At 29.7% G+C, this 25,320-nt stretch carries 27 protein-coding genes; 12 read left to right on the forward strand and 15 right to left on the reverse strand.

Annotated features, from left to right (window positions below; translation table 11 throughout):
- Positions 1–3: 3 nt before the first annotated feature.
- Entirely contained in the window at positions 4–1,227 is a 1,224-nt protein-coding gene (locus L8W40_RS04535; protein ID WP_263664823.1) for a glucose-6-phosphate isomerase, read from the reverse strand.
- On the reverse strand, positions 1,217–2,047 hold the full coding sequence (galU, locus tag L8W40_RS04540; RefSeq protein ID WP_039667975.1) for a UTP--glucose-1-phosphate uridylyltransferase GalU: 831 nt from the start codon (positions 2,045–2,047) through the stop codon (positions 1,217–1,219). The genes L8W40_RS04535 and galU overlap by 11 nt, the downstream gene beginning before the upstream one ends.
- Positions 2,048–2,121: 74 nt before the next feature.
- Here galU and L8W40_RS04545 point away from each other — a divergent pair, with 74 nt between their 5' ends.
- Positions 2,122–2,703 (forward strand): IMPACT family protein, encoded by a 582-nt coding sequence (locus tag L8W40_RS04545; protein WP_263664781.1) that lies wholly within the window; start codon positions 2,122–2,124, stop codon positions 2,701–2,703.
- An 18-nt stretch (positions 2,704–2,721) separates the two neighbouring features.
- Here the strand turns inward: L8W40_RS04545 and L8W40_RS04550 are convergent, their stop codons facing one another.
- From L8W40_RS04550 to L8W40_RS04570, 5 genes are all read right to left on the reverse strand, one after another.
- Positions 2,722–3,054, reverse strand: a complete 333-nt coding sequence (locus L8W40_RS04550; RefSeq protein WP_039627883.1) for a hypothetical protein — start codon at positions 3,052–3,054, stop codon at positions 2,722–2,724.
- Between the two features lie 50 nt (positions 3,055–3,104).
- Positions 3,105–3,437: a hypothetical protein gene (locus L8W40_RS04555; RefSeq protein ID WP_039617462.1), complete on the reverse strand. Its 333-nt coding sequence runs from the start codon at positions 3,435–3,437 to the stop codon at positions 3,105–3,107.
- Positions 3,434–5,008 carry an ABC-F family ATP-binding cassette domain-containing protein gene (locus L8W40_RS04560; protein ID WP_263664782.1) on the reverse strand — a complete coding sequence of 525 codons (1,575 nt, stop codon included), beginning with the start codon at positions 5,006–5,008 and terminating at the stop codon, positions 3,434–3,436. The genes L8W40_RS04555 and L8W40_RS04560 overlap by 4 nt, the downstream gene beginning before the upstream one ends.
- A gap of 87 nt (positions 5,009–5,095) precedes the next feature.
- Positions 5,096–5,575: a hypothetical protein gene (locus tag L8W40_RS04565; protein WP_263664783.1), complete on the reverse strand. Its 480-nt coding sequence runs from the start codon at positions 5,573–5,575 to the stop codon at positions 5,096–5,098.
- A gap of 3 nt (positions 5,576–5,578) precedes the next feature.
- Positions 5,579–6,052 (reverse strand): hypothetical protein, encoded by a 474-nt coding sequence (locus L8W40_RS04570; RefSeq protein WP_133319608.1) that lies wholly within the window; start codon positions 6,050–6,052, stop codon positions 5,579–5,581.
- Positions 6,053–6,220: 168 nt separating this feature from the next.
- Here L8W40_RS04570 and L8W40_RS04575 point away from each other — a divergent pair, with 168 nt between their 5' ends.
- The 3 genes from L8W40_RS04575 (at position 6,221) to L8W40_RS04585 (ending at position 9,051) form a co-directional block, all read left to right on the forward strand.
- Positions 6,221–6,430: a hypothetical protein gene (locus L8W40_RS04575; protein WP_039662706.1), complete on the forward strand. Its 210-nt coding sequence runs from the start codon at positions 6,221–6,223 to the stop codon at positions 6,428–6,430.
- A gap of 253 nt (positions 6,431–6,683) precedes the next feature.
- On the forward strand, positions 6,684–7,682 hold the full coding sequence (locus L8W40_RS04580; RefSeq protein ID WP_133319607.1) for a hypothetical protein: 999 nt from the start codon (positions 6,684–6,686) through the stop codon (positions 7,680–7,682).
- A gap of 1 nt (position 7,683) precedes the next feature.
- Positions 7,684–9,051 carry a phosphomannomutase/phosphoglucomutase gene (locus L8W40_RS04585; RefSeq protein WP_263660689.1) on the forward strand — a complete coding sequence of 456 codons (1,368 nt, stop codon included), beginning with the start codon at positions 7,684–7,686 and terminating at the stop codon, positions 9,049–9,051.
- Here L8W40_RS04585 and tilS read toward each other — a convergent pair.
- Both tilS and rimO read right to left on the reverse strand, forming a co-directional pair.
- Positions 9,032–9,994, reverse strand: a complete 963-nt coding sequence (tilS, locus tag L8W40_RS04590) for a tRNA lysidine(34) synthetase TilS (protein ID WP_263664784.1) — start codon at positions 9,992–9,994, stop codon at positions 9,032–9,034. The genes L8W40_RS04585 and tilS overlap by 20 nt on opposite strands.
- A complete protein-coding gene (rimO, locus tag L8W40_RS04595; RefSeq protein WP_263664785.1) occupies positions 9,984–11,300 on the reverse strand; it encodes a 30S ribosomal protein S12 methylthiotransferase RimO in 1,317 nt (438 codons plus the stop codon). Before rimO ends, tilS begins: the two co-directional genes overlap by 11 nt.
- 76 nt (positions 11,301–11,376) lie before the next feature.
- Between rimO and prfB the strand changes: the two genes are divergently transcribed.
- Both prfB and L8W40_RS04605 read left to right on the forward strand, forming a co-directional pair.
- A complete protein-coding gene (prfB, locus tag L8W40_RS04600; protein ID WP_039617474.1) occupies positions 11,377–12,477 on the forward strand; it encodes a peptide chain release factor 2 in 1,101 nt (366 codons plus the stop codon).
- Positions 12,478–12,496: 19 nt separating this feature from the next.
- Positions 12,497–13,333 carry a universal stress protein gene (locus tag L8W40_RS04605; RefSeq protein ID WP_263664786.1) on the forward strand — a complete coding sequence of 279 codons (837 nt, stop codon included), beginning with the start codon at positions 12,497–12,499 and terminating at the stop codon, positions 13,331–13,333.
- A gap of 57 nt (positions 13,334–13,390) precedes the next feature.
- Here L8W40_RS04605 and L8W40_RS04610 read toward each other — a convergent pair whose 3' ends face one another.
- Positions 13,391–14,428, reverse strand: a complete 1,038-nt coding sequence (locus L8W40_RS04610) for a YeiH family protein (protein ID WP_263664787.1) — start codon at positions 14,426–14,428, stop codon at positions 13,391–13,393.
- A 107-nt stretch (positions 14,429–14,535) separates the two neighbouring features.
- On the opposite strand from L8W40_RS04610, the gene L8W40_RS04615 reads away from it, so the two are divergent.
- Positions 14,536–15,399: a LysR family transcriptional regulator gene (locus L8W40_RS04615; protein ID WP_263664788.1), complete on the forward strand. Its 864-nt coding sequence runs from the start codon at positions 14,536–14,538 to the stop codon at positions 15,397–15,399.
- On the opposite strand, the gene murD is transcribed toward L8W40_RS04615, so the two are convergent.
- Entirely contained in the window at positions 15,391–16,590 is a 1,200-nt protein-coding gene (murD, locus tag L8W40_RS04620; protein ID WP_263664789.1) for a UDP-N-acetylmuramoyl-L-alanine--D-glutamate ligase, read from the reverse strand. The two genes, L8W40_RS04615 and murD, sit on opposite strands and share 9 nt — an antisense overlap.
- Positions 16,590–17,648 carry a phospho-N-acetylmuramoyl-pentapeptide-transferase gene (gene mraY / locus L8W40_RS04625; protein ID WP_263664790.1) on the reverse strand — a complete coding sequence of 353 codons (1,059 nt, stop codon included), beginning with the start codon at positions 17,646–17,648 and terminating at the stop codon, positions 16,590–16,592. The genes murD and mraY overlap by 1 nt, the downstream gene beginning before the upstream one ends.
- Before the next feature lie 78 nt (positions 17,649–17,726).
- Here mraY and gpmI point away from each other — a divergent pair, with 78 nt between their 5' ends.
- Together gpmI and fabG are read left to right on the forward strand one after the other, a co-directional pair.
- Positions 17,727–19,205, forward strand: coding sequence for a 2,3-bisphosphoglycerate-independent phosphoglycerate mutase (gene gpmI / locus L8W40_RS04630; protein ID WP_263664791.1), 1,479 nt, complete (start codon positions 17,727–17,729; stop codon positions 19,203–19,205).
- Positions 19,206–19,219: 14 nt separating this feature from the next.
- A complete protein-coding gene (gene fabG, locus L8W40_RS04635; protein WP_220566803.1) occupies positions 19,220–19,963 on the forward strand; it encodes a 3-oxoacyl-ACP reductase FabG in 744 nt (247 codons plus the stop codon).
- Positions 19,964–19,971: 8 nt separating this feature from the next.
- Here fabG and acpS read toward each other — a convergent pair whose 3' ends face one another.
- From acpS to L8W40_RS04650, 3 genes are all read right to left on the reverse strand, one after another.
- The gene (gene acpS, locus L8W40_RS04640; RefSeq protein ID WP_133319595.1) at positions 19,972–20,328 is read right to left on the reverse strand and encodes a holo-ACP synthase; all 357 of its coding nucleotides are present in this window, start codon (positions 20,326–20,328) and stop codon (positions 19,972–19,974) included.
- Positions 20,328–20,873 carry a flagellar basal body-associated protein FliL gene (gene fliL, locus L8W40_RS04645; protein ID WP_133319594.1) on the reverse strand — a complete coding sequence of 182 codons (546 nt, stop codon included), beginning with the start codon at positions 20,871–20,873 and terminating at the stop codon, positions 20,328–20,330. The genes acpS and fliL overlap by 1 nt, the downstream gene beginning before the upstream one ends.
- Before the next feature lie 65 nt (positions 20,874–20,938).
- Positions 20,939–21,577, reverse strand: a complete 639-nt coding sequence (locus L8W40_RS04650; RefSeq protein ID WP_220566805.1) for a transcriptional regulator — start codon at positions 21,575–21,577, stop codon at positions 20,939–20,941.
- A 218-nt stretch (positions 21,578–21,795) separates the two neighbouring features.
- On the opposite strand from L8W40_RS04650, the gene L8W40_RS04655 reads away from it, so the two are divergent.
- From L8W40_RS04655 to argH, 3 genes are all read left to right on the forward strand, one after another.
- Entirely contained in the window at positions 21,796–23,220 is a 1,425-nt protein-coding gene (locus L8W40_RS04655) for a catalase (protein WP_263661128.1), read from the forward strand.
- A gap of 51 nt (positions 23,221–23,271) precedes the next feature.
- A complete protein-coding gene (locus L8W40_RS04660) occupies positions 23,272–23,733 on the forward strand; it encodes an ankyrin repeat domain-containing protein (protein WP_263664792.1) in 462 nt (153 codons plus the stop codon).
- A 172-nt stretch (positions 23,734–23,905) separates the two neighbouring features.
- On the forward strand, positions 23,906–25,303 hold the full coding sequence (gene argH / locus L8W40_RS04665; RefSeq protein ID WP_263659423.1) for an argininosuccinate lyase: 1,398 nt from the start codon (positions 23,906–23,908) through the stop codon (positions 25,301–25,303).
- Positions 25,304–25,320 lie beyond the last annotated feature (17 nt).

Below are 25,320 nucleotides of genomic sequence, written 5' to 3' on the forward strand. Positions count from 1 at the left end.
AATTTATTTACTTAATATATTTTTGAGTATTAATTTTCCCACCTCTACGCCAGGTTGATCATAAGTATTAATTCCAAGCATAATGCCACATGCAGAAGTAAATAACTCATAATAATACATCAAATACCCACAATGATAAGCATCTAATTTTTCAAGTTCTATAACATCAACGCTTAAATTTTCAGCAATCAAAGCATGCATGGTTGCATCACATTGTGCGTTTAGAAGATCATGCAAATTAACCTCATTAGTAAAATCACAATTTTGCAAATGATTAAAGCTTATATTTGGGATACTAGGAGATTTTTGACTATCTTTGATTTTTAAAAAAGTAACAGTTTTATCTTTGGGTCCATCCATGATAAGTTGTAAAAAGCTATGCTGATCTCTAGCACCAATTAAAGCAATAGGAGTTAAACCTATGCGTTTAAAGCCTTGTTTTTTACCTAGACTTTCAGCAATTAGTTGAATATACCATTCATTAAAACCTTTAAAAGCATCCCCATAAGAAAAAAGCACATTAATATGTGCACTTTTATGTGTGCAGTAATGATAAGCCTTTTGTAAAATTTGATCACATTTTTTCTCAAAAAAATCCACATAACAAGCTTTTGCACCTTCTAATAAGGCTTTAGTATCATACCCACAAAAGCTCAAAGGAACAATACCAATGGCAGATAAAACACTAAATCTACCACCGACATTTTTAGGTATAAAAAAGCATTTTATGTTTAATTCTTCTCCTAGTTTGTGAAGTTTTGACTCAAAATCAGTAATAAACACAAAATTTTTGTGTAAATTTTCATTTTTAAAATCAAAATGAGCAATGATGAGTTTAAATAAAGAAATCACTTCTATAGTTGTGCCTGATTTGCTTGCTATGATGAAAAGTGTTTTTTGGGGATTTATTTTTTGCATAGTTTGGGTAAAAGTATGTGAGGAAGTATTATCTATAATGAAAAGTTTTTTTTCTTCTACTTGATCAAATAAAAGCTCTTTTAAAGCTTTAACCCCGCAACTTGACCCACCCATGCCCACTAAAACGATATTTTCTATATGAGTTTTAGTTGCGATAAATTCTTTGCTTTCTTTGATTAAATCAAAGCTTGTATCTACTAAGTGATAATACCCTATATCACCACTTTCTAACTCATCATTCATTCTATTTGCATAAGCGGTAATTTTTTTAAAATCTTGGGTTTTAAAAAATAAAGTATTATTTAGCATTTTTACTTTTCTCATAAAAATAATTTGTCGCCTCAACAAAGCCTTCTACGCTTCCACAATCAAACCTTTTTCCTTTAAATTTATAAGCTAAAACCATATTATTAGTTGCTTGTGAAAGTAATGCATCAGTTAGTTGAATTTCTCCGTTTTTACCTGCTTTAGTATTTTCTAAAATACCAAAAATATCAGGCGTTAGAATGTATCTTCCTATGATAGCTAAGTTGCTTGGAGCATCTTTTGGATCAGGTTTTTCTACCATAGAATTTACCATGATCAAATCCTCTTCCACAGCATTTCCTGCTATAACCCCATAGTTTGAAACTTGATCAGCTTCAACTTCCATCACAGCTATAACAGAGCAGCGGTATTTTTCATAAATTTTTACCATTTGAGCTAAGACATTTACCCCATCTTCATTTACACATAAATCATCTGCTAAAATAACTCCAAAAGCTTCATCTTGCACTAAAGGCTTTGCTTTTAAAACCGCATCTCCTAAGCCTTTCATTTCATTTTGCCTTGTAAAAGTAAAAGTGCAGCGATCTATGAGTGTTCTTATTTCACTTAAAAGATATTCTTTTTTAGTACCTGCGATTTGGTGTTCAAGTTCATAAGAAATATCAAAATAATCCTCCAAAGCTCTTTTTCCACGCCCTGTAACAAAGCCCATAGTTTCCATACCAGCTTCTAAAGCCTCATCCACACCATAATGAATTAAAGGCTTAGTTAGTATAGGTAGCATTTCTTTAGGTAGGGTTTTTGTAGCAGGTAAAAATCTAGTACCATAACCTGCTGCAGGAAAAATACAAGTTTGAAGCATAGTTTATCCTTAAATTTTTATAAGTTGTTTTGATTATAATTTTATTTAAATATTATAACTAATTTAAGGAAAAAATGAAAACTATTGATCAAATTTATCAAGCAAAAATAGAAATCAAAAAATCAACTTTTTTGTCTTTTTTATGTCCTTTTGAAGATTTTCAAACTTTAATGCAAAAGCTAAGAAATGAGCATTTAAAAGCCGTGCATTTTGTATATGCTTATAGGTATTTAAATGAATTTGATCAAATCATAGAAGATAAAAGCGATGATGGTGAGCCAAAAGGAACTTCTGCTATGCCTTGTTTGAATGTCTTAAGAGGGGCTTTGCTTATTAATTGCGCAGTGATTGTGGTGCGTTATTTTGGAGGGATTAAACTTGGTACAGGTGGTCTTGTAAGAGCTTATAGTGAAGCTACAAATGAAGCTATTTTAAATGCGATGCTTTTAGAATTTGAAGCTAAAAATATTTTAAGTTTAAACATTCCTTTTTATCTTTATGCAAGATTTGAGCATTTTTTAAATAAAAATAACATTTCATATGAAAAAAAATTTCAAGAAAATGTTGAATTGATTTTAAGTGTTAATACAAAAGAAGAAGAGGAATTTAAAAAATTTGCAAAAGAGTTTGAATTTAGCGGACTTGTTTGGAAGTAAGCGTTTGCTTACTTCTTTTCATAAAGAATTTAAAAGATCTTTTACCATATCTTTTTGGGGCTCTTGTTTTTCTTCTATATTAGCTTGCATAGGAGTTTCGTTTTGTCCTCTAAAACGATAATTATAAATATTTGACATATTTGAGCTAAAAATTCCTGTGCTAAATTGATCTTGACTCATGGCTTTTGAAAAAAGCTCATCAAGTTTTATACTTTGCTCGTTTAAATTTTCGCTATTGTTTTGACTAAGTAAAGACATAAAGTCTTCATTAGCTCCTTGAGTGCTTTTATAGGCACTACTTTGACCATATCCATACTCTTTAACCGATAAATTATCATGGTTAACTTGCATGTTTTCTCCTTTCAAAATATTACAAGGAAAAAACAAGCAAAAATCATTCCTTAATCACCATGAGTTGGGTAGTATTCAGCTTCTATTTCATTGTTTTTGATAAACTCTTCTCTAGCTTTGTTACAGCGCTCATCTCTTAGTTTTCTATAAGCATTTCTACTTTCTAATTCTTGAGAAGTTAAAGGGCGATCTTCTAAAAATGAAATGTGAAAATAAGTATCATCTTCTTTGCTGAATTTTTCATAAAATTCAACATAGTCAAAATAATCTTTTTCACTTTGAAAATCAATACTTTCTTCTACATAAATAGTTGGGCCAAAACCTCTGTGATTTTGAGTAAAATGTCCAAAACCAGCTGCATATTTTATCTTAAACGAATTCATTCTAAACCTCCTAAAAATTCGTCATAATTTCCTTTAAAGTCTGTTAATTTCCCATCTTCTAAAAACCATATACGATTAGCAAAAGCACTAATTAGCTCTCTATCGTGGCTTATGCATATCACACAACCTTTGAAATTATACAAGGCTTCACCTAATGCAATGATACTTTCAAGATCTAAATGATTATCCGGTTCATCTAAAAGCAAGAAATTTCCGCGTTCTAACATTAATCTTGAAAGCATTAAGCGGTGTTTTTCACCTCCACTTAAGCTAGAAGCCATTTTTTCTTGATCGCTTCCGCTAAAGAGCATTCTACCAAGACATTTGCGAATTTCATCTAAATCTTTGAATTTTTCACTCATTAACCATTCATAAAGTTTCAAATTTTCATTGATTAAATTTGTCGTATCTTGTGAAAAATATCCCATTTCTATGGTAGCACCAAGGTGGATGTGGCCACTATCAGGTTCTAATTTTGATGCAATGATTTTAGCTAAAGTGCTTTTTCCAACATCATTTGCTCCGATTAAGGCTATTTTATCACCTTTTTCTAATTTTAATTCTAAATTCTCAAATAAAGTTTTATCATAAGCTTTGCTAATACCTTTTAATTCTAAAACTTCATTTCCTATTTCTCTATTTGTTCTAAAAACTATACTAGGATCACGCCTACTTGAAGTTTTAATCTCTTCAAGTTCAAGTTTTTCTAAAGCTTTAGCTCTACTTGTAGCTTGTTTGGCTTTTGAAGCATTAGCACTAAAACGGCGTATGAAATTTTCTAATTCTTCTCTTTCTTTTAAGGTTTTATCGCGTTTGAGTTCAGCTTGTTTAGCAAGCAAGGTTGAAGCCATATACCAATCATCATAATTTCCAGCAAAATCGCGTATTTGTTTAAAATCTACATCTAAAATTCTTGTACAAACTTTATTTAGAAAATGTCTATCATGGCTAATTACTACTAAAGTTCCCTCATGTCTTAAAAGTTCATTTTCAAGCCAAGAAATAGCTTCTAAGTCAAGGTTGTTTGTAGGTTCATCTAAAAATAATACATCAGCACCTAAAAATAATACTTGAGCTAATAAAACTTTAAATTTATCCGCACTTTGTAAAGTACTCATGAGAGCATTAAAATCTTTAATATTTAAAGAGCTAAGAATTTTTTCACATCTAAGTTCGCAATCATAGTTTGGATCTTCTTCTGCTGTTATGATTTCAAGCTCGCTTAATCTATCATTGATTTCATCAGTAAATTCTTCACTCATATAAAGTTTTTCTTTTTCTTTTAGTGCATCATATAATCTTTTATTTGCACACATTACCGCATCTTTGATAGTGTAGTTTTCAAAAGCAAATTGATCTTGTCCTAATACTGCGATTTTTAAATTTGGATCTATACAAATTTCTCCACTGCTTGATTCTATTTCGCCTGAGAGAATTTTTAAAAAGGTTGATTTTCCTGCGCCATTTGCGCCTATAAGTCCATATCTTTCACCACGGTTTAATTTTAAATTTACATCTTCAAATAAAAGTTGGTTTGCAAAACGCATAGTGAGATTTTTTACTTCTACCATAATTTTCCTTAAGAATTTTCTAGATATTGTAGCGAAAAACTTTTGAATGAAGAAGGGCTTGAATCAAGTCAAACCTAAAATATCATACTAAAGAAAAGATTTAATCGTTTTGTAAAGCTCTTCAGAACACTGCTCTGCATATTTCTCCATTTTTGTCTGTAAAAATTTCCCATTTTCCTCATAAAACTCACTCTTAGTTAGGCTTTTAAACTCTTTAACTCTCGCTTGAGTATTTTGCTCTAAGTATTGTTTTATAATTTCACAAGTTTTACCCCTTGTGCGATATGCAACTATAAAAACATCGAAGCACTTTACACCTTGCTCCAAAGCTTCCTTATTTAAGAGCTCAAATTTATTTACAAGTTCCAAATCATCACCAGCTGAGCAAAAAGACATATATTGATCTTTAAATTCTACTATGGCTATAAAATCTCCTTTTTCATAATATTTAAAATATCTTATTAAAGGCTTCTTTTCTAAGGTACGTAAAAATGCACGAGAAATGCTTGCAGTTTTTCCTGTGTTAGCTGCACCTTGAAGTGTAATTAACGCGTTAAAATTCACCATTATTTATTCTTGTTTATCTTCATTTTCTATATTTTGTATCAAATCCATAATTTGATAAAAATTATAACTATAAGCCAAATCATCAGCTCTTGTAATATCCCAAATCCATAAAATTATAATTAAGATTTTTAAACCGATTAAAATTGCACCTCCAAATACAAATGCAATCCCTGCGAATTCACTTTGGAGTCCATTAAACACAATCCGTGGAAGAATAAGTATAGCAACCAAAAGAAATATTCTTATCCAACCTGCAACTTTTCGCCCAGTCATAAATCTAGCAATTCCAAAAGCACCGAAAAAAAATGTTAAAAATCGTAATTTTGGTGCTTCTTTTAAATTTAGTTTATCTATCCTACTATCAAATTGCTTTAATTGTTCGCTAGAAAATTTTCCAAGTTTTTGTTCAATTAAATCTAATTCATAATCACCACCAATAGCCCACGCAATGTTTGCTATCGAATCCACTTTATCCACAAAAAACTCCTTTTTAAAAAATGATATTAAATTATTCCACAATTTAGCTTAATTAATATTGAAATAATCAATATTAATTAAATAAAATATAGAATATTTCAATTGTTTTTAATAAAGAATTTTTAATGTAAAATCAGCCCATAAGTATTTAAAAATTTAGGGTAGCTTATGGCAAAAAAGAGCAAACGCGATATGGCATATGAATTAGATATTGATGTTAGCACTTTGTATAATTGGAGAAAATACAAACCTAATTTATATCGCATCGTTATGCTTGGCTTTAAATTTGATGAACTTTTGGAAAAAAATAAAAAAAATTATGAAGAGCTACTTGAGATAAATCAAACCATACAAGATGAAATTGCAAAATTTAAATAAAAACAATTTAATGATTTTAATATATTTATTAGCTTTTTAATTTCATAAAGTTTTATTTTAAAAGTTTTTTCGTGTTATCATTTGTTGCTTTGAAATTTAACTATCTAAGATAAATTACATTATTTTTTACTAAGCATATTTCAGGCATATTTATTTTAATTTCTATTTTTATTTTACTTATAATATGTATTAAAAAAATAATTCAAAATTGTTGTATAATTTTTAAAATTATTTTTAAATTAAGGTTATTTGATTGAGTTTAGTTTTATTATCTTTTTTACCTTCTTTTAGTTTTGTTTTGGAATTTTTAGCTTTATTTTTAGCTTATTTTTTTAAGCAAAATAAGATTTTTTTCTTGCTTTTGTTGATTTTATGTGCTAGGGCTTTATCTTTAGTGGCAAGTGAATATCAAGCGCATTTGTTTATCTCGGTATTTTTACCTTTTTCTTTTGTGCTTTTTGTGTTTTTGCAAGATAGTAAGCTTGTTTTTGAAAGAATTAATTTTATTAAATTTGCGTATTTAGCCTTTATGGGTTTTGTAGCGTTAATACTTAGCACAAGTACTAATTTTAATGCAAGCATTACAAGTGAAATTTTCGGCCTTTCAACGCAATTTTTTAAGCCTATTAGTGAGTTAAGCTTTTGTGTATTTTGGGTAGGAATGATATTTTTATTATTTTCATATTTTAAAAATAATGATTTTCATTTTTTGCTAGCTTATATGGGCTTGAGCGTGCAATTTTTATTTTACAATAGTGTTGATTTGGGTTATTATGAATTTGCTTCTTTGGTGTTGATAGGATTTTTAGTGTATAAAGCTTATAAAATAGCCTTTTTTGACACTTTAACCAATTTGCCAAATTTAAAGGCCTTAAGAAGATATGCCCAAGGACTTGAAAATTTTCATTTAGCCTTGATTGAAGTAAAAAATATCAATGAAATTTATCATCAAAAAGACTCAAAAATGGGCGAGTTTATAATGCATGAATTTGCTAGGATTTTAAAAAAAGCTTTACATGCTAGGGTTTTTAAAGATGATAAGGATTATTTTATTATTGTATTTGAAAATGAAAATATAGCCTTTGTGCAAAGCAAGCTTCAAATGCTTGAAAATTTTATGCAAAAATATTGTTTTGAATTTAAAGAACAAAATGTAAAGTTAGAAATTAAACTTTGTTTATCAAGCAAAAATGAAAACATAGAAGAAAGTTTAAAACAAGCAAAATTAGAACTTAGAAGACAAAAGGATTAAAATGTTAGATTTGATTTTTAGAGAGTATGATATAAGAGGGCTTTACCCAAGTGAGTTAAATGAAAAAAGTGTAAAAGCTATAGGCTATGCTTTGGGTTTAGAAATGAAATCAAGGGGTTGTGAGAAAGTAAGCGTAGGCTATGATGCAAGATATAGTGCAAATGAACTTTTTAACTATTTAATCAGCGGTTTAAATAAAGCTAATATGCAAGTTTTCAATATAGGCTTAGCACCAACTCCTATGGGGTATTTTAGTTTATTTTTTGATGATATTTTTGATGCAAATATCATGATAACAGGTTCGCATAATCCAAAAGAATACAATGGCTTTAAAATAACGATTAATAAAGAAAGTTTTTTTGGTGCTGATTTGAAAAAGCTTTCTTTAAAAGTGCAAGAGTATTTAGAACTTGAAATCAATGATGATTTAAGATATGAAAATTATGATATTAAAAGCTTATACATAGACTTTTTAGCTAAACATTTTTCACATCTTAAGGGCTATAAAGAAAAAATCATTATTGATTGTGCAAATGGAGCTACTGGAGTGATTATAAAGCCTTTGGTGGAAAAATTAAATCTTAATGCACAAATTTTATTTGAAAATCCTGATGGAAATTTCCCAAATCACGCGCCCGATCCAACAGAGCTTGAAAATTTACACGCATTGCAAGTTGCGCTAAAAGAAAATGAAAATGCAAAAATGGGCTTTGCTTTTGACGGAGATGGGGATCGTTTAGTAGTAGCAAGTAAAGACTATGTATTTAAGGGCGATGAGCTTTGCTATTTATTTGCTAAAAATATAAAAAATCCTAGAGTTTTAGGTGAAGTAAAATGTTCTAAAAATCTTTTCGATGAGGTAGCTAAATTTGGTTTTATCATGATGGGTAAGACCGGGCATTCTAATATTAAAAAAATGATGAAAGAGCAAAATATCGACATAGCAGCAGAACTTAGTGGGCATATTTTCTTTAAAGATAGATATTTTGGTTATGATGATGGAATTTATGCATTTTTAAGAACTTTAGAGCTTTTAGTAAATGGTTTTGATATAGAAAAATTAGTTAAAGAATTACCAAAACTTTATGCAAGTGAAGAGATTAAGCTTAAGGTTAGTGAAGAAAATAAATTTCAAATCATAGAAAAATTTAAAGAAAAAGTAAAAGCAAATGCTTTTGAAAATGTGCTTGATTGTAATGAAATTGACGGAGTTAGAATCACCTTTAAAGAAGGTTGGGCACTTTTGCGTGCTTCTAATACAAGTCCATATCTTATCATGCGTGCTGAAGCTACAAGTGCTGAATTTAAAGACTTTTTAGAAACAAGAGTAAAAGAACTTTTTGAAGAAATCATAAAAGAGCTTGCATAAGTTCTTTTACATCAATATTTTTTGTGTATAAATATGCTCTTAAGAGTTTAGGGATTTTTGCTTTTCTATAAATTTCTTTAAATTCTTTTGGCATTTTCTCACAACTTACAAAAGGAAAAATCAAAACTTTTTCTTGTATGTAAACAATGCCTATTTTATGCGAAATTACTCCATCGCCTTTTAAAGCTTCTTGTCTTTGTTTAGCACTTAAAAGTACTCCAAGTTTTTTAAAACATTTTGCGATTAAACTTTCATCTTTATGAGTAATGTAAATATTTTTAAATTCACAAATATTTTCTTCTTTTAAGTCTTTTTCTAGGTATTTAAAGCTTTTTTTTACTCCATTTGGATAAAGCTTTAAAAACTCATTAGCAAAATTTTTGCGTATGAAATTTCTAAAATATTTTTCATCATCATTACTCTCATCATGAAAATAGCTGATATTATTTTCTTTTAAGTAATTTGAAATTTCTTCTTTTGGAATTTCAAGCAAGGGTCTTATGATGGTAAAATATTTTCTTTTTTCAATATCTTTAAAACCAAGTAATTCTCTAAGTCCTGCACCTTTGGAAAATTGCATTAAAAACCATTCTAGTTTATCATTTAAATGATGAGCTAGTAAAAGATTATCATAAGAGTGATTTTTGCAAAGTTCTTCAAAAAATTCATAACGCAAAGCTCTTGCACAAGCTTCGAAATTTTTTGTTATCTTAGGTGCGGTTTTGATGTAAATTTTTTTATGAAAACGCTTGGCTAATTCTTTAGCACTTTGCTCTTCTTTATCGCTATTTTTGCGAGTTTTGTAGTTTATAAAAGCAAGATCAAAATCTATATTTTTTTCTAAAAGCATGAAAAATAAAGCGCTAGAATCACTCCCATGAGAAAATGCTAAAAGATTTTTCCCTTGCTTTAAATGATTTAAATATTTACTATCAATCATCAAACTTTCTTAAGGCTTTTGCAATGAGTTTTTTATCTAAGCTCTGTGTGATTTCACACTCATAAAGCTCGCCCATTTCTAAATTTCCACAATCACTTTCATTGATGAGAATTTCTCCATCAATATTTCTATCCCAACGCAAATCTTTTGCACCGATGAAAAATTCTCCTTCAGAGCTTTGACCTTCACAAAATGCTAAAGTTTTTTTACCAACTTGTTGATTAAAACTTTTTTCTATACATTCATCGACGATTTTTTCTATCACTTTTAATCTTGCATTGATGATTTTACTAGGAATTTGTTCCATTTCAAAAGCTGCGGTATCTTCTTCTTTAGAATAAGCAAAAACACTAATTCTATCAAAACCAAATTCTTTTATAAAAGCGCATAATTCTTCAAAGTCCTCATCACTTTCTCCAGGGTGTCCTACTATAAAACCTGTGCGTAAAAATGAATTTGGAGCTTGTTTCATTAAATTTAAAAGCTCGATTAATTTAGCTTTGTTAGCTCCGCGTTTCATGATTTTAAGCATATTATCACTGATGTGTTGTAAAGGCATATCAAAATAATTTACAAAAACTTTTGATTGAATGATTTTTTCTATCACTTCTTTACTAATGCTTGTTGGATATAGATATAAAATTCTAGCAGCCTTTATACCTTGGATATTTTCTATAGCTTCAATAAGCTTTAAAAGTCCATCTTTTTGACCTTGATCAAACAAATACGAACTTGTATCTTGAGCGATAAAAGAAAAGTCTTTATAGCCTTTTTTAACAAGTTCTTTTACTTCATTTATAATACTTTCTAAGCTTCTTGATTTAAGTTTGCCTTTAAAACTTGGTATAGCGCAAAATGAACATTTTTGATTGCACCCTTCAGCTATTTTGATAAAAGCATGATAGTTTGATCCTGTGATCACACGATTGGTATTTTTATCTTGTAAGTAAGTAGAATTTGAAAATAGATTAGTTTTTTTAAGTATCATTTCATCAATTTTTTCATAATCTCCCACACCGGTAAAAAGATCAACTTCAGGTAGTTCTTTCATTAATTCTTCGCGGTAGCGCTGCATTAAACATCCTGTTACAACCAGCAACGAGTCCTTTTTTCTTTGCTCGTGTAAGTCTAAAATCGCATTTATGCTTTCTTTTTTAGCACTATCTATAAAACCACAGGTATTTACAATCAAAACATCAGCCAAGCTTGGTTCATCACAAATTTCATAATCACTTAATCTTCCAAGCATGATTTCACTATCAACTAAATTTTTATTACAACCTAAAGACATTAAAAAAAGTTTTGGCATATTTCTCACTTTAAATGTTTTATTTTTTGCTAAAATTATAAGATTAAATTATATCAAAATTAGAAAGAAAATTTTTATGGATAATTACGAATACAGCGAACTTTTAAAAAAATTAAAAAACAAAGTTGGAAATATCGCTTCTATCATTAAGCCTGAAGAGATAAAAGCAAGATTAAAAGAAATAGAAAATTTAGAAAATTCCCCTTCTTTTTGGAGTGATGTAAAACAAGCAGGCGTTATAGGTAAAGAAAAAACTAAAATTTCAAATTTACTTAAAAATTATGAAAATGCAAATAATGCTTTAAATGATGCAAGTGAGCTTTTTGATCTTGCTAATAGTGAAAATGACTTAGATACTATAGAAGCTTTATTTGAAGATGCAAACAAGCTAGAAGATCTTATTGTAAATCTTGAAATTTCTATGCTTTTAAGTGGGGAAAATGATGGTAAAAATGCCATAGTTTCTATTCACCCAGGAGCAGGTGGAACGGAGAGTAATGACTGGGCTAGCATGCTTTATAGGATGTATTTGAGATTTTGTGAAAGAGAAGGCTTTAAAGTAGAAACGCTTGACTTTCAAGAAGGCGAAGAAGCAGGGCTTAAAGATGTTAGCTTTTTAGTAAAAGGTGAAAATGCTTATGGGTATTTAAAAGCTGAAAATGGCATTCATCGTTTAGTAAGAACTTCTCCATTTGATAGTGCAGGGCGTCGCCATACGAGTTTTTCTAGCGTGATGGTTTCACCTGAACTTGATGATGATATAGAAATAGAAATTGAAGAAAAAGATATAAGGATTGATTATTATAGAGCAAGCGGAGCGGGTGGACAACATGTTAATAAAACTGAATCAGCAGTGCGCATAACTCATATGCCAAGTGGTATAGTAGTGCAATGTCAAAACGATAGAAGCCAACACAAAAACAAAGCAACTGCTTTTAAAATGCTAAAATCACGCCTTTATGAGCTTGAGCTTATGAAACAACAAGATGAAGCAAATTCAAGTGAAAAAAGTGAGATAGGTTGGGGTCATCAAATCCGTTCTTATGTACTTTTTCCTTATCAACAAGTTAAAGATACACGCTCAAATGAAGCTTTTTCACAGGTTGATAATATCTTAGATGGAGATATTAAAAAAATCATAGAAGGTGTTTTAATAGCGCAAAAAGCGCAAGATTGATACTACAAAAGGATATTAAATGGAAAAAATTCTAGTTTGTGTAGATGTTTTAGAGCCTTGTAGGGAAAGTTTGCATTATGGGGTGTATTTAGCTAAAAAGCTAGATTTACCTTTAATGTTTTTATATACTATAGAACCAAATTTTACTAATGCTGAATTAGCTTGTAGTTTTGGCATAGGTGCTAGTGGGTGTGTGATTGAAGATTTAGTAGAAGAGCAAAGCCAAAAAAATGAAAATCTTTGCAAAAAAGGGCAAAGAATTTTAGAAGAATTTTGTGCTTATGCAAAAGAACAAGGCGTAAAAGAATGCTTTAGTGTGCAAAGAGATGGAGACTTAGAAGAGGTTTTAAAAGAATATAATGATCAAATAAGATTAGCCATAGCAGGTTTAAAAGGCGGGGGTAAGAAAAATAAAATAGGTATTCATACAGAAGAATTAGTAAGAGCTTTAAATGTGCCTATTTTGCTTGTAAATTCTTCTTTTAAAGAGATTAAAAGTGTGATGATGGCTTATGATGGGAGTAATTTAGCTAAAAAGGCCATAGAGCAAGCCATTAAAAGACCTATTTTTAAAGAAGCAAAGCGTTATGTAGTAAATGTTTCTAAAGATGAAAAAGCTTCTTGTGAGTTATTAGCTCAAGTAGGTCAAATTTTTAAAGAAGCAAATTTAAATGTACAAACACAGCATTTAAGCGGAGAGATTACTCAAGCTTTATTTGATTTTGGTGAGCAAAATGATATAGATTTATTGATCATGGGAGCTTATTCACATCATTGGTTAAAAAGTATTTTATTTGGTAGTTTGACAAATGATATTTTAACTAAGGCTAAAAAACCTTTATTGTTAATTCGCTAACATTAATTTATTTTGATTAAAGATTATAAAATAAATACATGAAGAATTTTCATGTATTTATAAATTTAATAATAAAATAAAACTAATTGATATAAAGATTAACCATATAAAAAGAAAAAATGCCATTAAAAATGGTTTAAAACCTGCATTTTTTAAAACATTTTTATGGATATTTACTCCTAAAGCTACCATAGCCATAGAAAGCAAAAGTGTGTCTATAGTTTGTATGCTTGGTTTTATATAGTTAAGCGCAAAATCTGTATTTAATATTTCAAGTGAGCTAATACCGCATGCAAATAAAAACCACAAAGCAAAATAAGGAATATTTGCTTTAATGGAGATTTTTTCATTATTTTTACTTAGAAATTTCAATGAAAAAAGACTTAAGAAAATCAAAAAAGGCACTAGCATTAAAACACGCATCATTTTTTCTATGACAGCACCATCTCCTGCTTTTACAGCTTCACCTGCTGCAACAGCATGTGCAACTTCATGCAAGCTTGCTCCCATGAAATACCCTATTTGCTTTAAATTAAAAAAATCAAACCAACCTAAATTCCAAGCCAAAGGATATAAAAACATCCCTAAAGTTCCAAACACAACCACAGTGCAAACTGCTACGCCAACTTTAGCAGAGCCACCTTTAACAATGCTTTCACTAGCCATCACAGCAGCTGCTCCACAAATGCTTGAGCCACTACTTATAAGTATGCTTTCTTTAAGATCAAGTTTGAATAATTTTCCTAACAAAAGCCCTATAAAAAAGGTAGAAAATACCACTAAAAATGCTAGCAAAATCCCATTTAATCCAACTTTTTCTAAATCATTAAAAGTAATTCTAAAACCATAAAGTATAATTCCAAGTCTTAAAATTTCTTTTGTTGCTATGCCTAAAACTCCTGATTTTTTGAGTAAATTTGCATTTTGATGAGCTAAATTTCCTATTAAAGCTCCTAAAATCACGGCTATGATTAAAGCTGAAATTCCAAGATTTTTAAAAAAATTAAGCTCAGAAATAGCAAAAGCACAAAAAGCAAGAGTAAAAAGCAGTAAAAAAGCTTCAAATTTTCTATTTTTATATATATTTTTATGCATGAATTTTTCCTTTTTTTGTTTTTTTGTAATCTTAATGATTTTTTTATGATAAGTAAAATTAATTTTATTTGATATAATGATTAAAAATATTTATCAAAAGAGTGCTTATGACTTTTAAACAAATAAAATATTTTCAAGCCTTGTGTAGAAATTTAAATTTAAGAGCTTGTGCTAAAGAATTAAATATAACTCAATCTGCTTTGTCTTTAGCTATATTTGAACTTGAAAAAAGTTTAAACACCAAGCTTTTTGATAGAAATGCTAAATTTTTAAGCTTAAATGAAAAAGGAAAGGTTTTTTTAAAACAAATCGCTCCTTTGATTTTAGAATTTGAACGCATAGAAAAAGCAATGCAAGATGATCAAAGCTATGAAATAAGTATGAAAGCTAGTCAAAATGTAGGTACTTATTTACTAGGAACTTTTTTAGATCAAAAGGCGGAAAATATCAAGTTAAATTTGTCTTTGGATAATAGTCAAAATATCATCAAAGATATTTTAGATAAAGAAATCGATATAGGTTTAATTGAAGGTATTTGCAAAGATAAGGATATAAAAAAGATTAAAATTTGTGATGATGAGCTTATTGTGGTGAGTAAAAATGACTTCAAAAAAGAATTTTTCATAGATGAATTAAAGGATTTTAAATGGCTAAGTCGTGAGCAAGGTTCAGGTGCAAAAGAAGTGTTTTTAAATGCTTTGCCTAAAGATGTAAAGCTTAATTTGGTTTATGAGTTAAACTCAACTGCTATGATAAAAGAGTTGGCTAAAAAAGGTAAATTTTTAGCAGTTTTACCTAAATTTAGTGTTAAAGAAGAGCTTGAAGCTAAAAGTTTATTTGAAGTAAGATTAAAAAATTTTAAAATTTCAAGAGAGCTTTGCTTGATTTATCATAAAAATAAAGAACCAAGCAATAAATTTATAAATTTATGTGAGTTTTTAAAATTTTGCATTCAAAAAGATTTAGCTTAATTCTTGAATACATTTTTTAAAAAGTTCTCCTCTTTCTTCATAAGATTTAAACTGATCTAAGCTTGCACAAGCAGGGCTTAGTAGGGCTACTTCATCATTAGTTAAGTTTTGATTGATTTTTTCTACCGCTTTAGGTAAAAACTCACAAAAATATGCTTTTAAATTAGCATTTTTAGCATAATCAAGTATTTTATTGGTGCTTTTTCCTATGGCATAAAGCTCTATATCAAGCTCTTTCATAAAAGCAAATAAAGCACTTAAATTCACTCCCTTATCATCCCCACCTATGATAAGATGAATTTTTTTATCCTTATAGCGTTTAAGAGCAGCTAAACTAGCATCAAGATTAGTCGCTTTAGTATCATTTACCCAAAGTCTATTTTTATGATCAAATATTTCTTCAAGTTTATTTTTTTCTATTTTAAACTCATTTAAAAGCTCATAAGAGCAACGATCTAGTATGATTTTTTCTATACTTAAGGCAATAAGAGCATCAAGCAAAAAAGGGGTTTTAAAATGAATTTTTTCTAAATCAATTTGCATTTTTTTAGCTAAATCTTGCTCATCTTCATAGCTTATAACATAAGCATGGGTTGGATAAGCCTCATACTTTTTAGGTAAAATTACCACATCATTTTCATTCATTCTTTCAAGCACGCTAAGCTTTGCTTGCTCGTAGTTTTCAAAGCTTTTATGCCAAGAAAGATGATCAGGTGTGATAGGTAAAAGTGCATAAATTTCAGGTTTAGCTACTTTGGTGTAAAAAAGCGAAAAAGATGAACTTTCCAAAATCCATAATTTAGCACTAATATCCATTTGTGCTAAAGGAGTTCCTATGTTTGCTCCCATTTGTGCATTGATATGTTTTAAAAGATGATGTGCCATTTGGGTGGTGGTGGTTTTGCCATTTGTTCCGCTTATCCAAACACTTTTTGGCATGCCATCATAAAAAAAATCATACTCACTGCTTAAATTTTTTGCTTGCTGTATGAGAAAATGATCATTTGGAAAGCCAGGACTTGGAATTTCTAAGTCACTTTTTAAAGGATCAAATTCACAAGGCGGTAAAAGTGTATTGTTAAATTCATCTTTACTTATACTTGCAAAATGATCATCATAAATATCGCAATTTCCAAAACGCTGCGCAAAAGCTTTAGTTGTTTTTCCGTATCCAAAAAGTGAAATTTTCATTATCTTAACTTTATACTAATTAATGCAATGATATTTGCAAGTAAGGCTATCATCCAAAAACGCACGATGATTTTATTTTCCACCCAACCTATTTTTTCAAAATGATGATGAATAGGTGCCATTTTAAATACTCTTTTATTAAAGATTTTAAAACTTCCTACTTGTAAAATCACTGAAATAGTTTCTAAAACAAATACAAAGCCTATCAGTAAAAGTAAAATTTCATTTTTACTTACTATGCCAAGATAGCCTAAAAACGCCCCTATGCTTAAACTCCCACTATCTCCCATAAAAACTTGTGCAGGATAGCAGTTATACCACAAAAATCCCATAAGCGCACCAACTAAAGCCGCACTTATTACCACAAGTTCTCCTAGACCTTGAATTTTAGGTAAAAATAAATAAGAACTATAAATAGCATTTCCACTTAAATACAAAAAAGCACCAAGACTTAAAAGAGAAAATATAGAAGGCACGGTTGCAAGACCATCAAGCCCATCGGTTAAATTTACAGCATTAGAGCTTGATATAATAACTAAAATCCATAAAAACAACATAAACATACCACCATCAAAAATAGCATGTTTGTAAAAAGGTAAATAAAATTCAGTATTTATATCAAATAAATATAATAATCCAACACAAATAAAGGCAGCGCTAAATTGTCCTAGAAGTTTCATTTTTGGGCTTAATCCTGCATGATTGTCTTTTTTTAAAATTTTCCCCAAATCATCAACTAAGCCTATAGTGCAAAATAATACTAAACATAATAATCCAACGATTACAAAACTATTATTTAAATCAGCACTTAAAACACTTGCTATGATAGTAGCAAAGATAAAAACAAGCCCACCCATAGTAGGGGTATGAGATTTAGCTTGGTGTGATTGTGGAGCGTATTCATAAATAGGTTGATTTGCTTTTTTGTTTTGAGCCCATTTGATAAATTTTGGCATTAAATACAAACTCAAAAACAAAGCAATAAAAAATGCAAAACCAGCACGCACGCTAATATAAGAAAAAAACATATAATTTGTATATTCTGTAAGATAAAACAAAATTTTAACCTTGTATTTGTTTTTTAAAAGCATAATTTTAGTAAAATCACATAAATAAATTATAAAAAAGAGTAAAAAATGAGTCAAAAATGTATTTTGATAATCACAGATGGTATAGGACATAATACAAATTCAAACTATAATGCTTTTTTTCATGCTAAAAAGCCAACTTATGATAAGCTTTTTGAAAATACCCCTAATGTTTTGATAAAAACAAGTGGCTTGGCAGTTGGCTTACCTGAAGGTCAAATGGGTAATAGCGAAGTAGGGCATATGTGTATAGGTAGTGGACGCATAATCTATCAAAATTTAGTCAAGATAAATAAAGCCATAGAAAATGACACTTTAAAAGACAATAAGGCTTTAAAAGAATTGTTGCAAAAATGCAAAAGAGCGCATATTATAGGGCTTTATAGTGATGGCGGGGTGCATTCTATGCATACACATTTTAATGCACTTTTAAAAATTTGTAAGCAAGAAAATAAAGAAGTTTTTGCACATGCAATTAGTGATGGTAGGGATTGTCCTCCAAATTCGGGTTTAGAATTTATAAAATCTTTACAGGAATTTTGCGAAAAAGAAGGGGTTAATTTTGCTTCTTTATCGGGAAGATTTTATGCTATGGATAGAGATAAGCGCTATGATAGGGTTAAGTCTTATTATGATACTTTATTTGCTAAGGCACCAAAGTGTGATGATTTTATGCAATTTATACAAAAAAACTATGATGAAAATATCACAGATGAGTTTTTAACCCCAGTTATTAGTCAAAACTTTGATGGAATTAAGGCTGAAGATGGTGTGATTTTTATCAATTTTAGAAATGATAGAATGCGTCAATTAGTCGCTTCTTTAACCCAAGAAAGTTTTAATGAATTTCCAAAAGAAGTGCTTATAAAAAATGCCATTACTATGAGTTTGTATGATGAGAGTTTTAAACTACCTGTGATGTTTGAAAAAGAAGAGTTAAATAATACTTTAGCTTCTGTGATAGCTAATGCAAATTTAAGCCAACTTCACACAGCTGAAACAGAAAAATACGCTCATGTAACCTTTTTCTTTAATGGGGGAAAAGAAGAATTAGAATGCAATGAAACAAGAATTTTAATTCCAAGTCCTAAAGTAAAAACATACGATGAAAAACCTCAAATGAGTGCTAAAGAAGTCACAGATGAGGTGCTTAAGGGTATAGAAAGTGGTATGGATTTTATCGTAGTAAATTTTGCAAATGGTGATATGGTAGGACATACGGGTGATTTTGAAGCTGCGATTAGTGCGGTTGAATGTGTAGATGAGTGTTTAGGTAGGGTTATTGCTAAAGCAAGAGAGCATGATTATGCTTTTATTATTACTTCAGATCATGGAAACTGTGAAGCGATGAGGGATGAAAAAGAAAATATGCTCACTAATCACACGACCTTTGATGTTTTTGCTTTTGTTGAAGCTAAAGGAGTAGAAAAGCTTAAAGAAGGCATGGGGCTTAGTAATATAGCACCAAGCGTGCTTAAAATTTTAAACTTACCTATCCCAAAAGAAATGGATGAGGCTTTATTTTAATTTAAAGGAGAACAATGAAATTTAGTGGAAAAAATGTTTTAATAACAGGTGCAAGTAAAGGTATAGGTGCAGCAATAGCCAAAGAATTAGCAAGTTATGGCTTAAAAGTTTGGATTAATTATAGAAGTAAGCCTGAACTTGCTGATGCACTAAAAGAAGAGATAGAAAAAAGTGGTGGTTGTGCGGCTGTGATTAAATTTGATGCAAGTGTTGAAGAAGAATTTACAAGCGCTATTGCAACTATAGTAGAAAGTGATGGTGAGCTTAGTTATTTAGTTAATAATGCAGGTATTACTAATGATAAATTAGCACTTAGAATGAGTATGGATGATTTTTCTTCAGTGATTAATGCTAATTTAAATTCAAGTTTTTTAGGTTGTAGAGAGGCATTAAAAACTATGAGTAAAAAGCGTTTTGGTGCGGTTGTAAATATTGCTTCTATAGTTGGAGAAATGGGAAATGCAGGCCAAACTAATTATAGTGCTAGTAAAGGCGGTATGATAGCTCTAACAAAATCTTTTGCTAAAGAAGGCGCAGCAAGAAATATAAGATATAACTGCATTACCCCAGGTTTTATAAAAAGTGATATGACTGAAGTTTTAAGTGATGAGATTAAACAAAATTATATTAACAATATCCCTTTAAAGCGTTTTGCAGATGCTAGTGAAGTAGCTCAAGCTGTGGCATTTTTATTAAGTGATCATTCTTCTTATATCACAGGAGAAATTTTAAAAGTCAATGGCGGGCTTTATATGTAAGCAAGGTTTTAACCTTGCTTAGTTTCTATAGCCACTACTGCTATGGCAAAACCCCCATCATGTGCTACGCTTACACTTGCTGATTTAATTTTGAATTCTTGCATGACTTTTTGAGAAAAACTAATGTGCGGAGCATTTTTATCATCCTTAGAGATGATGATGTCAAAAAAAGAACATTCTTTAGAAATTCCAACCCCCAAAGCCTTAGAGGCAGCTTCTTTAATAGCCCAAAATCCGGCTAGAGTGTTGGTATTTTTTATATAACTTTGCTCTTTCTTGGACAAAAATTTATCCAAGAAAAGCATTTTATGTCTTTCATAAATTTTTTCTATGCGAGAGCATACGACTATGTCACAGCCTATCATTAAGATACTACAAAGTCGGTAAAATAAATATTTTTGATAAAACCATCAGTTAAAACTTCATTGATCTTGCCGGTTAATTCATCTTTTAATCTTTCTTTACCCTTTGTAGTGCTTACTTCTTCAAAGGTTTTTGATGTTAAAGTTCTAATGATAATATCTCTAATAATAGCAACTTTTTTATCAAGTTCAGGAGTTAAGGTTTCAACATTTTGTTCAAGTTGAATGGTGCATTTTACATATCTTGATCCACCATCACTTAATAAATTTAGCGTAAAAGGTGCTAAAGGATACATCACGCCAATATTTGCATAATCACTCCCTCTAGCTGCTACTGCATTTGTTTTTTTAGGAGCTTGTGCAACTTGTGCGCTTTCTTCAGTTTGCGGGGTAGGATTTTCTTCAGAGCCGCCACTAAACATTAGATAAGCAATTGCTCCTACAATAACAAGTAAAAATACAAATAAAAATACAACGATAATGATTACTAAAGTATTCCCGCCTTTTTTCTTTGATTCACCTTGTTCATCCATCATATCATCAGCCATATTTTTCCTTTTATAAAATTTTAAAATGTTATTGTATCAAAAATTATATTTTTTTTAAATTATGATTATTTAATCTTTTGTAAATGTCTATAAACACTAGGTTCGGAAATATTTAAAAGCTCCGCAACTTTAGGAATAACACCTTTTACATTAAATACGCCTTTTTCATATAAGCTAGCTATCATTTTTTGTTTTTCCTTTGGTTTTAAACTTTTATTTTTAAAACTTTCAATATCTATCCCCGTAATATCTTCAACGATTTCTTCTAAATCAAGTTTTATGTATTCTTTATTTTCTTGTTCAGGACTTTCATAAGAATTATCATAAATATTTCCAAGATTTAAAATTTCATCAGAGATTTTTTTAAATGCTGAAGTATCATGATTAATACAAAGCAAACCTTCAAGTTTTTCATCTTTTTTAATAAAAAAAGTAGAGCCTGACATTACTTGTGAGCTTTTAGCTGAAGTTTTATAATGTGTTATATAATCACGCTCTAAATAGATTTTGTTTTTAATCATTTCAATAGCAAAGCCTGTTAGAGGTGAATTTATAGTTCTTTTGCTAATATGATTATTAGCTATTTCTGCTATATTAGTACCATCTTCACTTACATCATGCAAAACTATTTCATAATTTCTTCCCAAAGCATCAGCAAGAAATTTCACTAATTTAATATAGTAAGTTCTTGTTTCTTTATCCATTAAACTCTCCTTGTTTTATTAATTTTGTAGTAAAAATATTTAAAATAAGAGCACTTATTCTTATTTTTCAACAATTTTAATACAAAATAAAAATAATTATGCTTAAAAAAAGATTATTTTTTCAAAAATAATAATTTTTATTGTTTAATTTTATTTTAATAATATAGGGATATAATTTATCAAATAATAAAAATTATTATTTATAAAAAGGAGAAAAGATGAAAAAACTAACCAATGATTTCGGAAATATCATAGCCGATAATCAAAATTCATTAAGCGCAGGTGCTAAGGGTCCACTTTTAATGCAAGATTATATTTTGTTAGAAAAACTTGCCCATCAAAATAGAGAAAGAATTCCAGAAAGAACTGTTCATGCAAAAGGGAGCGGTGCTTATGGGGAGCTTAAAATCACTAAAGATATTTCTCAATACACCAAGGCAAAAGTTTTACAGCTTGGAGAAAATACACCTTTATTTATAAGATTTTCAACCGTTGCAGGCGAAGCAGGTGCAGCTGATGCAGAAAGAGATGTAAGAGGTTTTGCTATTAAATTTTATACTAAAGAAGGAAATTGGGATTTAGTAGGTAATAATACTCCGACATTTTTTATAAGAGATGCATATAAATTTCCTGATTTTATCCACACTCAAAAAAGAGATCCAAGAAATCATTTAAGAAGCAATAATGCTGCATGGGATTTTTGGAGTCTTTGTCCTGAAAGCTTACATCAAGTTACTATTTTAATGAGCGATAGAGGTATTCCTGCAAGCTATCGTCATATGCATGGTTTTGGAAGTCACACTTATAGTTTGATTAATGATAAAAACGAAAGATTTTGGGTGAAATTTCATTTTAAAACAAAGCAGGGTATTAAAAATTTAACCAACGAAGAAGCGGCAAATTTAATAGCAAATGATAGAGAAAGTCATCAAAGAGATTTATATGAAGCTATTGAAAAAGGAGATTTTCCAAAATGGACTTTCCAAATTCAAGTTTTAAAAGAAGATGAAGCAGAAAAATTAGGTTTTAATCCTTTTGATTTAACTAAAGTTTGGCCACATAGTATTGTGCCTTTAATTGAAGTAGGCGAATTAGTACTTAATAAAAATGTACAAAATTACTTTAATGAAGTAGAACAAGCTGCATTTAGTCCAAGCAATATTGTTCCTGGTATTAGTTTTAGTCCTGATAAAATGCTGCAAGCTAGAATTTTTTCTTATCCTGACGCACACAGATACCGCATAGGAACAAATTATCATTTATTACCAGTTAATCGTGCAAAAAGTGAAGTAAATACTTATAATGTAGCAGGTGCTATGAATTTTGACACTTATAAAAATGGTCTTGCTTATTATGAACCAAATAGTTATGATGATAGTCCAAAAGAAGATAAAAATTACCTAGAGCCTGACTTAGCACTTGAAGGTAATGCACAAAGATATGCTCCACTTGATAATGATTTTTACACCCAACCAAGAGCCTTGTTTGATATAATGAATCAAGATCAAAAAGAGCAATTATTTAAAAATATCGCTGCTTCTATGAGTGGGGTTGATGAAAAAATTATTGCTAGAGCATTAAGTCATTTTGAAAAAATTTCAAGTGAATATGCAAATGGTGTTAAAAAAGCTTTGAAAATGTAATTTTTACTTGCCACTTTAAAAGTGGCAAACTAAAGATTATAAAGGAAAAATATGTTTAGTAATGAAGAAGAAAAAAGAATTCAAGAGCTTTGCACTATGGCTTTTGATTACGCAAGACAAAATGATTTACAAAATTTAAAGATTATGATAGAAGCGGGTTTGAGTGTGAATTTAAAAAATCATAAAGGCGATAGTCTTTTAATGCTTGCAAGTTATCATAATGCTTATGAATGTGCTAAGTTTTTACTAGAAAATAATGCTAGGGTAGATGAGAAAAATGATAGAGGACAAACTCCATTAGCAGGGGTGTGTTTTAAAGGATATTTACCTATGTGTAAGCTTTTGGTAGAACATGGAGCAAATATTGATGAAAACAATGGTCTTGGTATGACACCTTTTACTTTTGCGTTGATGTTTGGGCATAGAGATATAGTAGAGTTTTTAACAAGGCATTCTAAAAAAAGTTTTCTTAAAAAAATAGCTTTTAGTGTATTAAAAATTTTCAAAAAATAGTTAAAAATTTATAATATATTAAAAATATATTTTATTTATTTAAAATTATTAAAAAATTCTATTATTAAATTATAAATTTTTAAAATTTTTTATTATAGAAATAAAAAATTTAAGCTAAATTAAAATAAATTCAAATAAAATTACCCCTAATTTTTTAATGAAAGGATAACAAATGTCTAACAAAACAGAAAAATTATGGGGTGGGCGTTTTGATTTACCTACAAATAAATTAGTTGAAGAATATACTGCTTCACTACCAGTTGAGCCAAGACTTGCTCCTTTTGATATACAAGGTAGTATAATTCACTGCACCATGCTTGCAAAACAAGGTATTATAAAAGAAGATGAAGCAAAAACTATCATTAAGGGCTTAGAACAAGTTAGAGAAGAAATTCAAAATGGAACCTTTGTTTTTGATATAGCTGATGAGGATATTCATATGGCTGTAGAAAAAAGAATGACACAAATCGTAGGTCCAGTAGGTGGAAAACTTCACACCGCAAGAAGTAGAAATGACCAAACTACTCTTGATTCAAAAATTCATATGAGAGCAGTTATTAAAGAAGTATTAACTCAAATTACTACTTTGCAAGAAGAAATCGTCCATCAAGCTCAAAAAAATATCAAAGCTATTATGCCAGGTTATACGCATTTACAAACGGGCCAGCCAGTGCTTTTTTCACATTGGATTATGGCGTATTTTTGGATGTTAAGTAGGGATTATTCTCGTTTTGAGGATTTATATAAAAGAATGAATGAGTGTCCTTTGGGAGCAGCTGCACTTGGTGGAACTACATTTAATATAGACAGACATTTTTGTGCCAAAGAACTAGGCTTTACTAAACCAACAGAAAATAGCATTGATAGTGTAAGTGATAGAGATCACATGGTTGAATTTACTGCTATTGCTGCAATGTGTTTCATGCACCTTAGTCGTTTTTGTGAAGAGCTTATACTTTTTTCAAGTCAAGATTTTAAATTTATAGAATTAAGTGATGATTTTTGTACCGGTTCAAGCATAATGCCTCAAAAGAAAAATCCTGATGTAGCTGAAAAAATGCGTGGTAAGACAGGTAGAATGTATGGTAATGTTATGGCAATGCTAACTATTATGAAAGGTATTCCATTAGCTTATAATACTGATATGAGTGAAGATAAGGCTCAAGTTTATGATTCTATGGATACTTTAATGGCAAGTTTAAAAATTATAACTCCTATGATAGAAAAAATGCAAGTAAATGCTAATAATACAAGAGCAGCAGCTGCAAAAGGATTTTCAAATGCCACAGATATGGCTGATTATTTAGTAAGAAAAAATATACCATTTAGAGAAGCTCATAGTATAGTAGGTTCAGCTGTGAATTATTGTATTAAACACGGAAAAATGCTTGAAGAGCTTAGCATGGAAGAATTCCATCAATTTAATGAAAATATCCAAGAAGATATTTATGAAGCAATTGCTTTAGAAACTTGTATAGACGCAAGACTTTCTTATGGTGGTACAGGAACTAAAGTTGTATTAGAGCAAATTGAACATGCAAAAGAATTGTTGGATAAATGTAAAAAATAAACAATAAGGGCGAAGAT

The sequence above is a fragment of the Campylobacter sp. IFREMER_LSEM_CL1846 genome (assembly GCF_025772105.1).
In the GTDB taxonomy this organism is placed as follows: Bacteria; Campylobacterota; Campylobacteria; order Campylobacterales; family Campylobacteraceae; genus Campylobacter_D; species Campylobacter_D lari_D.

Bases quoted from the DNA above. Each gene is read 5' to 3' on its own strand.
- L8W40_RS04585 (WP_263660689.1), top strand. From the start codon at position 7,684: ATGTTAGATTTGATTTTTAGAGAGTATGATATAAGAGGGCTTTACCCA.
- rimO (WP_263664785.1), bottom strand. From the start codon at position 11,300: ATGCCAAAACTTTTTTTAATGTCTTTAGGTTGTAATAAAAATTTAGTT.
- L8W40_RS04655 (WP_263661128.1), top strand. From the start codon at position 21,796: ATGAAAAAACTAACCAATGATTTCGGAAATATCATAGCCGATAATCAA.
- L8W40_RS04650 (WP_220566805.1), bottom strand. From the start codon at position 21,577: ATGGATAAAGAAACAAGAACTTACTATATTAAATTAGTGAAATTTCTT.
- L8W40_RS04610 (WP_263664787.1), bottom strand. From the start codon at position 14,428: ATGCATAAAAATATATATAAAAATAGAAAATTTGAAGCTTTTTTACTG.
- argH (WP_263659423.1), top strand. From the start codon at position 23,906: ATGTCTAACAAAACAGAAAAATTATGGGGTGGGCGTTTTGATTTACCT.
- L8W40_RS04660 (WP_263664792.1), top strand. From the start codon at position 23,272: ATGTTTAGTAATGAAGAAGAAAAAAGAATTCAAGAGCTTTGCACTATG.
- L8W40_RS04565 (WP_263664783.1), bottom strand. From the start codon at position 5,575: ATGGTGAATTTTAACGCGTTAATTACACTTCAAGGTGCAGCTAACACA.
- fabG (WP_220566803.1), top strand. From the start codon at position 19,220: ATGAAATTTAGTGGAAAAAATGTTTTAATAACAGGTGCAAGTAAAGGT.
- L8W40_RS04555 (WP_039617462.1), bottom strand. From the start codon at position 3,437: ATGAATTCGTTTAAGATAAAATATGCAGCTGGTTTTGGACATTTTACT.
- fliL (WP_133319594.1), bottom strand. From the start codon at position 20,873: ATGGCTGATGATATGATGGATGAACAAGGTGAATCAAAGAAAAAAGGC.
- L8W40_RS04535 (WP_263664823.1), bottom strand. From the start codon at position 1,227: ATGCTAAATAATACTTTATTTTTTAAAACCCAAGATTTTAAAAAAATT.
- gpmI (WP_263664791.1), top strand. From the start codon at position 17,727: ATGAGTCAAAAATGTATTTTGATAATCACAGATGGTATAGGACATAAT.
- L8W40_RS04575 (WP_039662706.1), top strand. From the start codon at position 6,221: ATGGCAAAAAAGAGCAAACGCGATATGGCATATGAATTAGATATTGAT.
- murD (WP_263664789.1), bottom strand. From the start codon at position 16,590: ATGAAAATTTCACTTTTTGGATACGGAAAAACAACTAAAGCTTTTGCG.
- prfB (WP_039617474.1), top strand. From the start codon at position 11,377: ATGGATAATTACGAATACAGCGAACTTTTAAAAAAATTAAAAAACAAA.
- L8W40_RS04605 (WP_263664786.1), top strand. From the start codon at position 12,497: ATGGAAAAAATTCTAGTTTGTGTAGATGTTTTAGAGCCTTGTAGGGAA.
- L8W40_RS04545 (WP_263664781.1), top strand. From the start codon at position 2,122: ATGAAAACTATTGATCAAATTTATCAAGCAAAAATAGAAATCAAAAAA.
- L8W40_RS04560 (WP_263664782.1), bottom strand. From the start codon at position 5,008: ATGGTAGAAGTAAAAAATCTCACTATGCGTTTTGCAAACCAACTTTTA.
- L8W40_RS04550 (WP_039627883.1), bottom strand. From the start codon at position 3,054: ATGCAAGTTAACCATGATAATTTATCGGTTAAAGAGTATGGATATGGT.
- L8W40_RS04615 (WP_263664788.1), top strand. From the start codon at position 14,536: ATGACTTTTAAACAAATAAAATATTTTCAAGCCTTGTGTAGAAATTTA.
- acpS (WP_133319595.1), bottom strand. From the start codon at position 20,328: ATGATAGGCTGTGACATAGTCGTATGCTCTCGCATAGAAAAAATTTAT.
- galU (WP_039667975.1), bottom strand. From the start codon at position 2,047: ATGCTTCAAACTTGTATTTTTCCTGCAGCAGGTTATGGTACTAGATTT.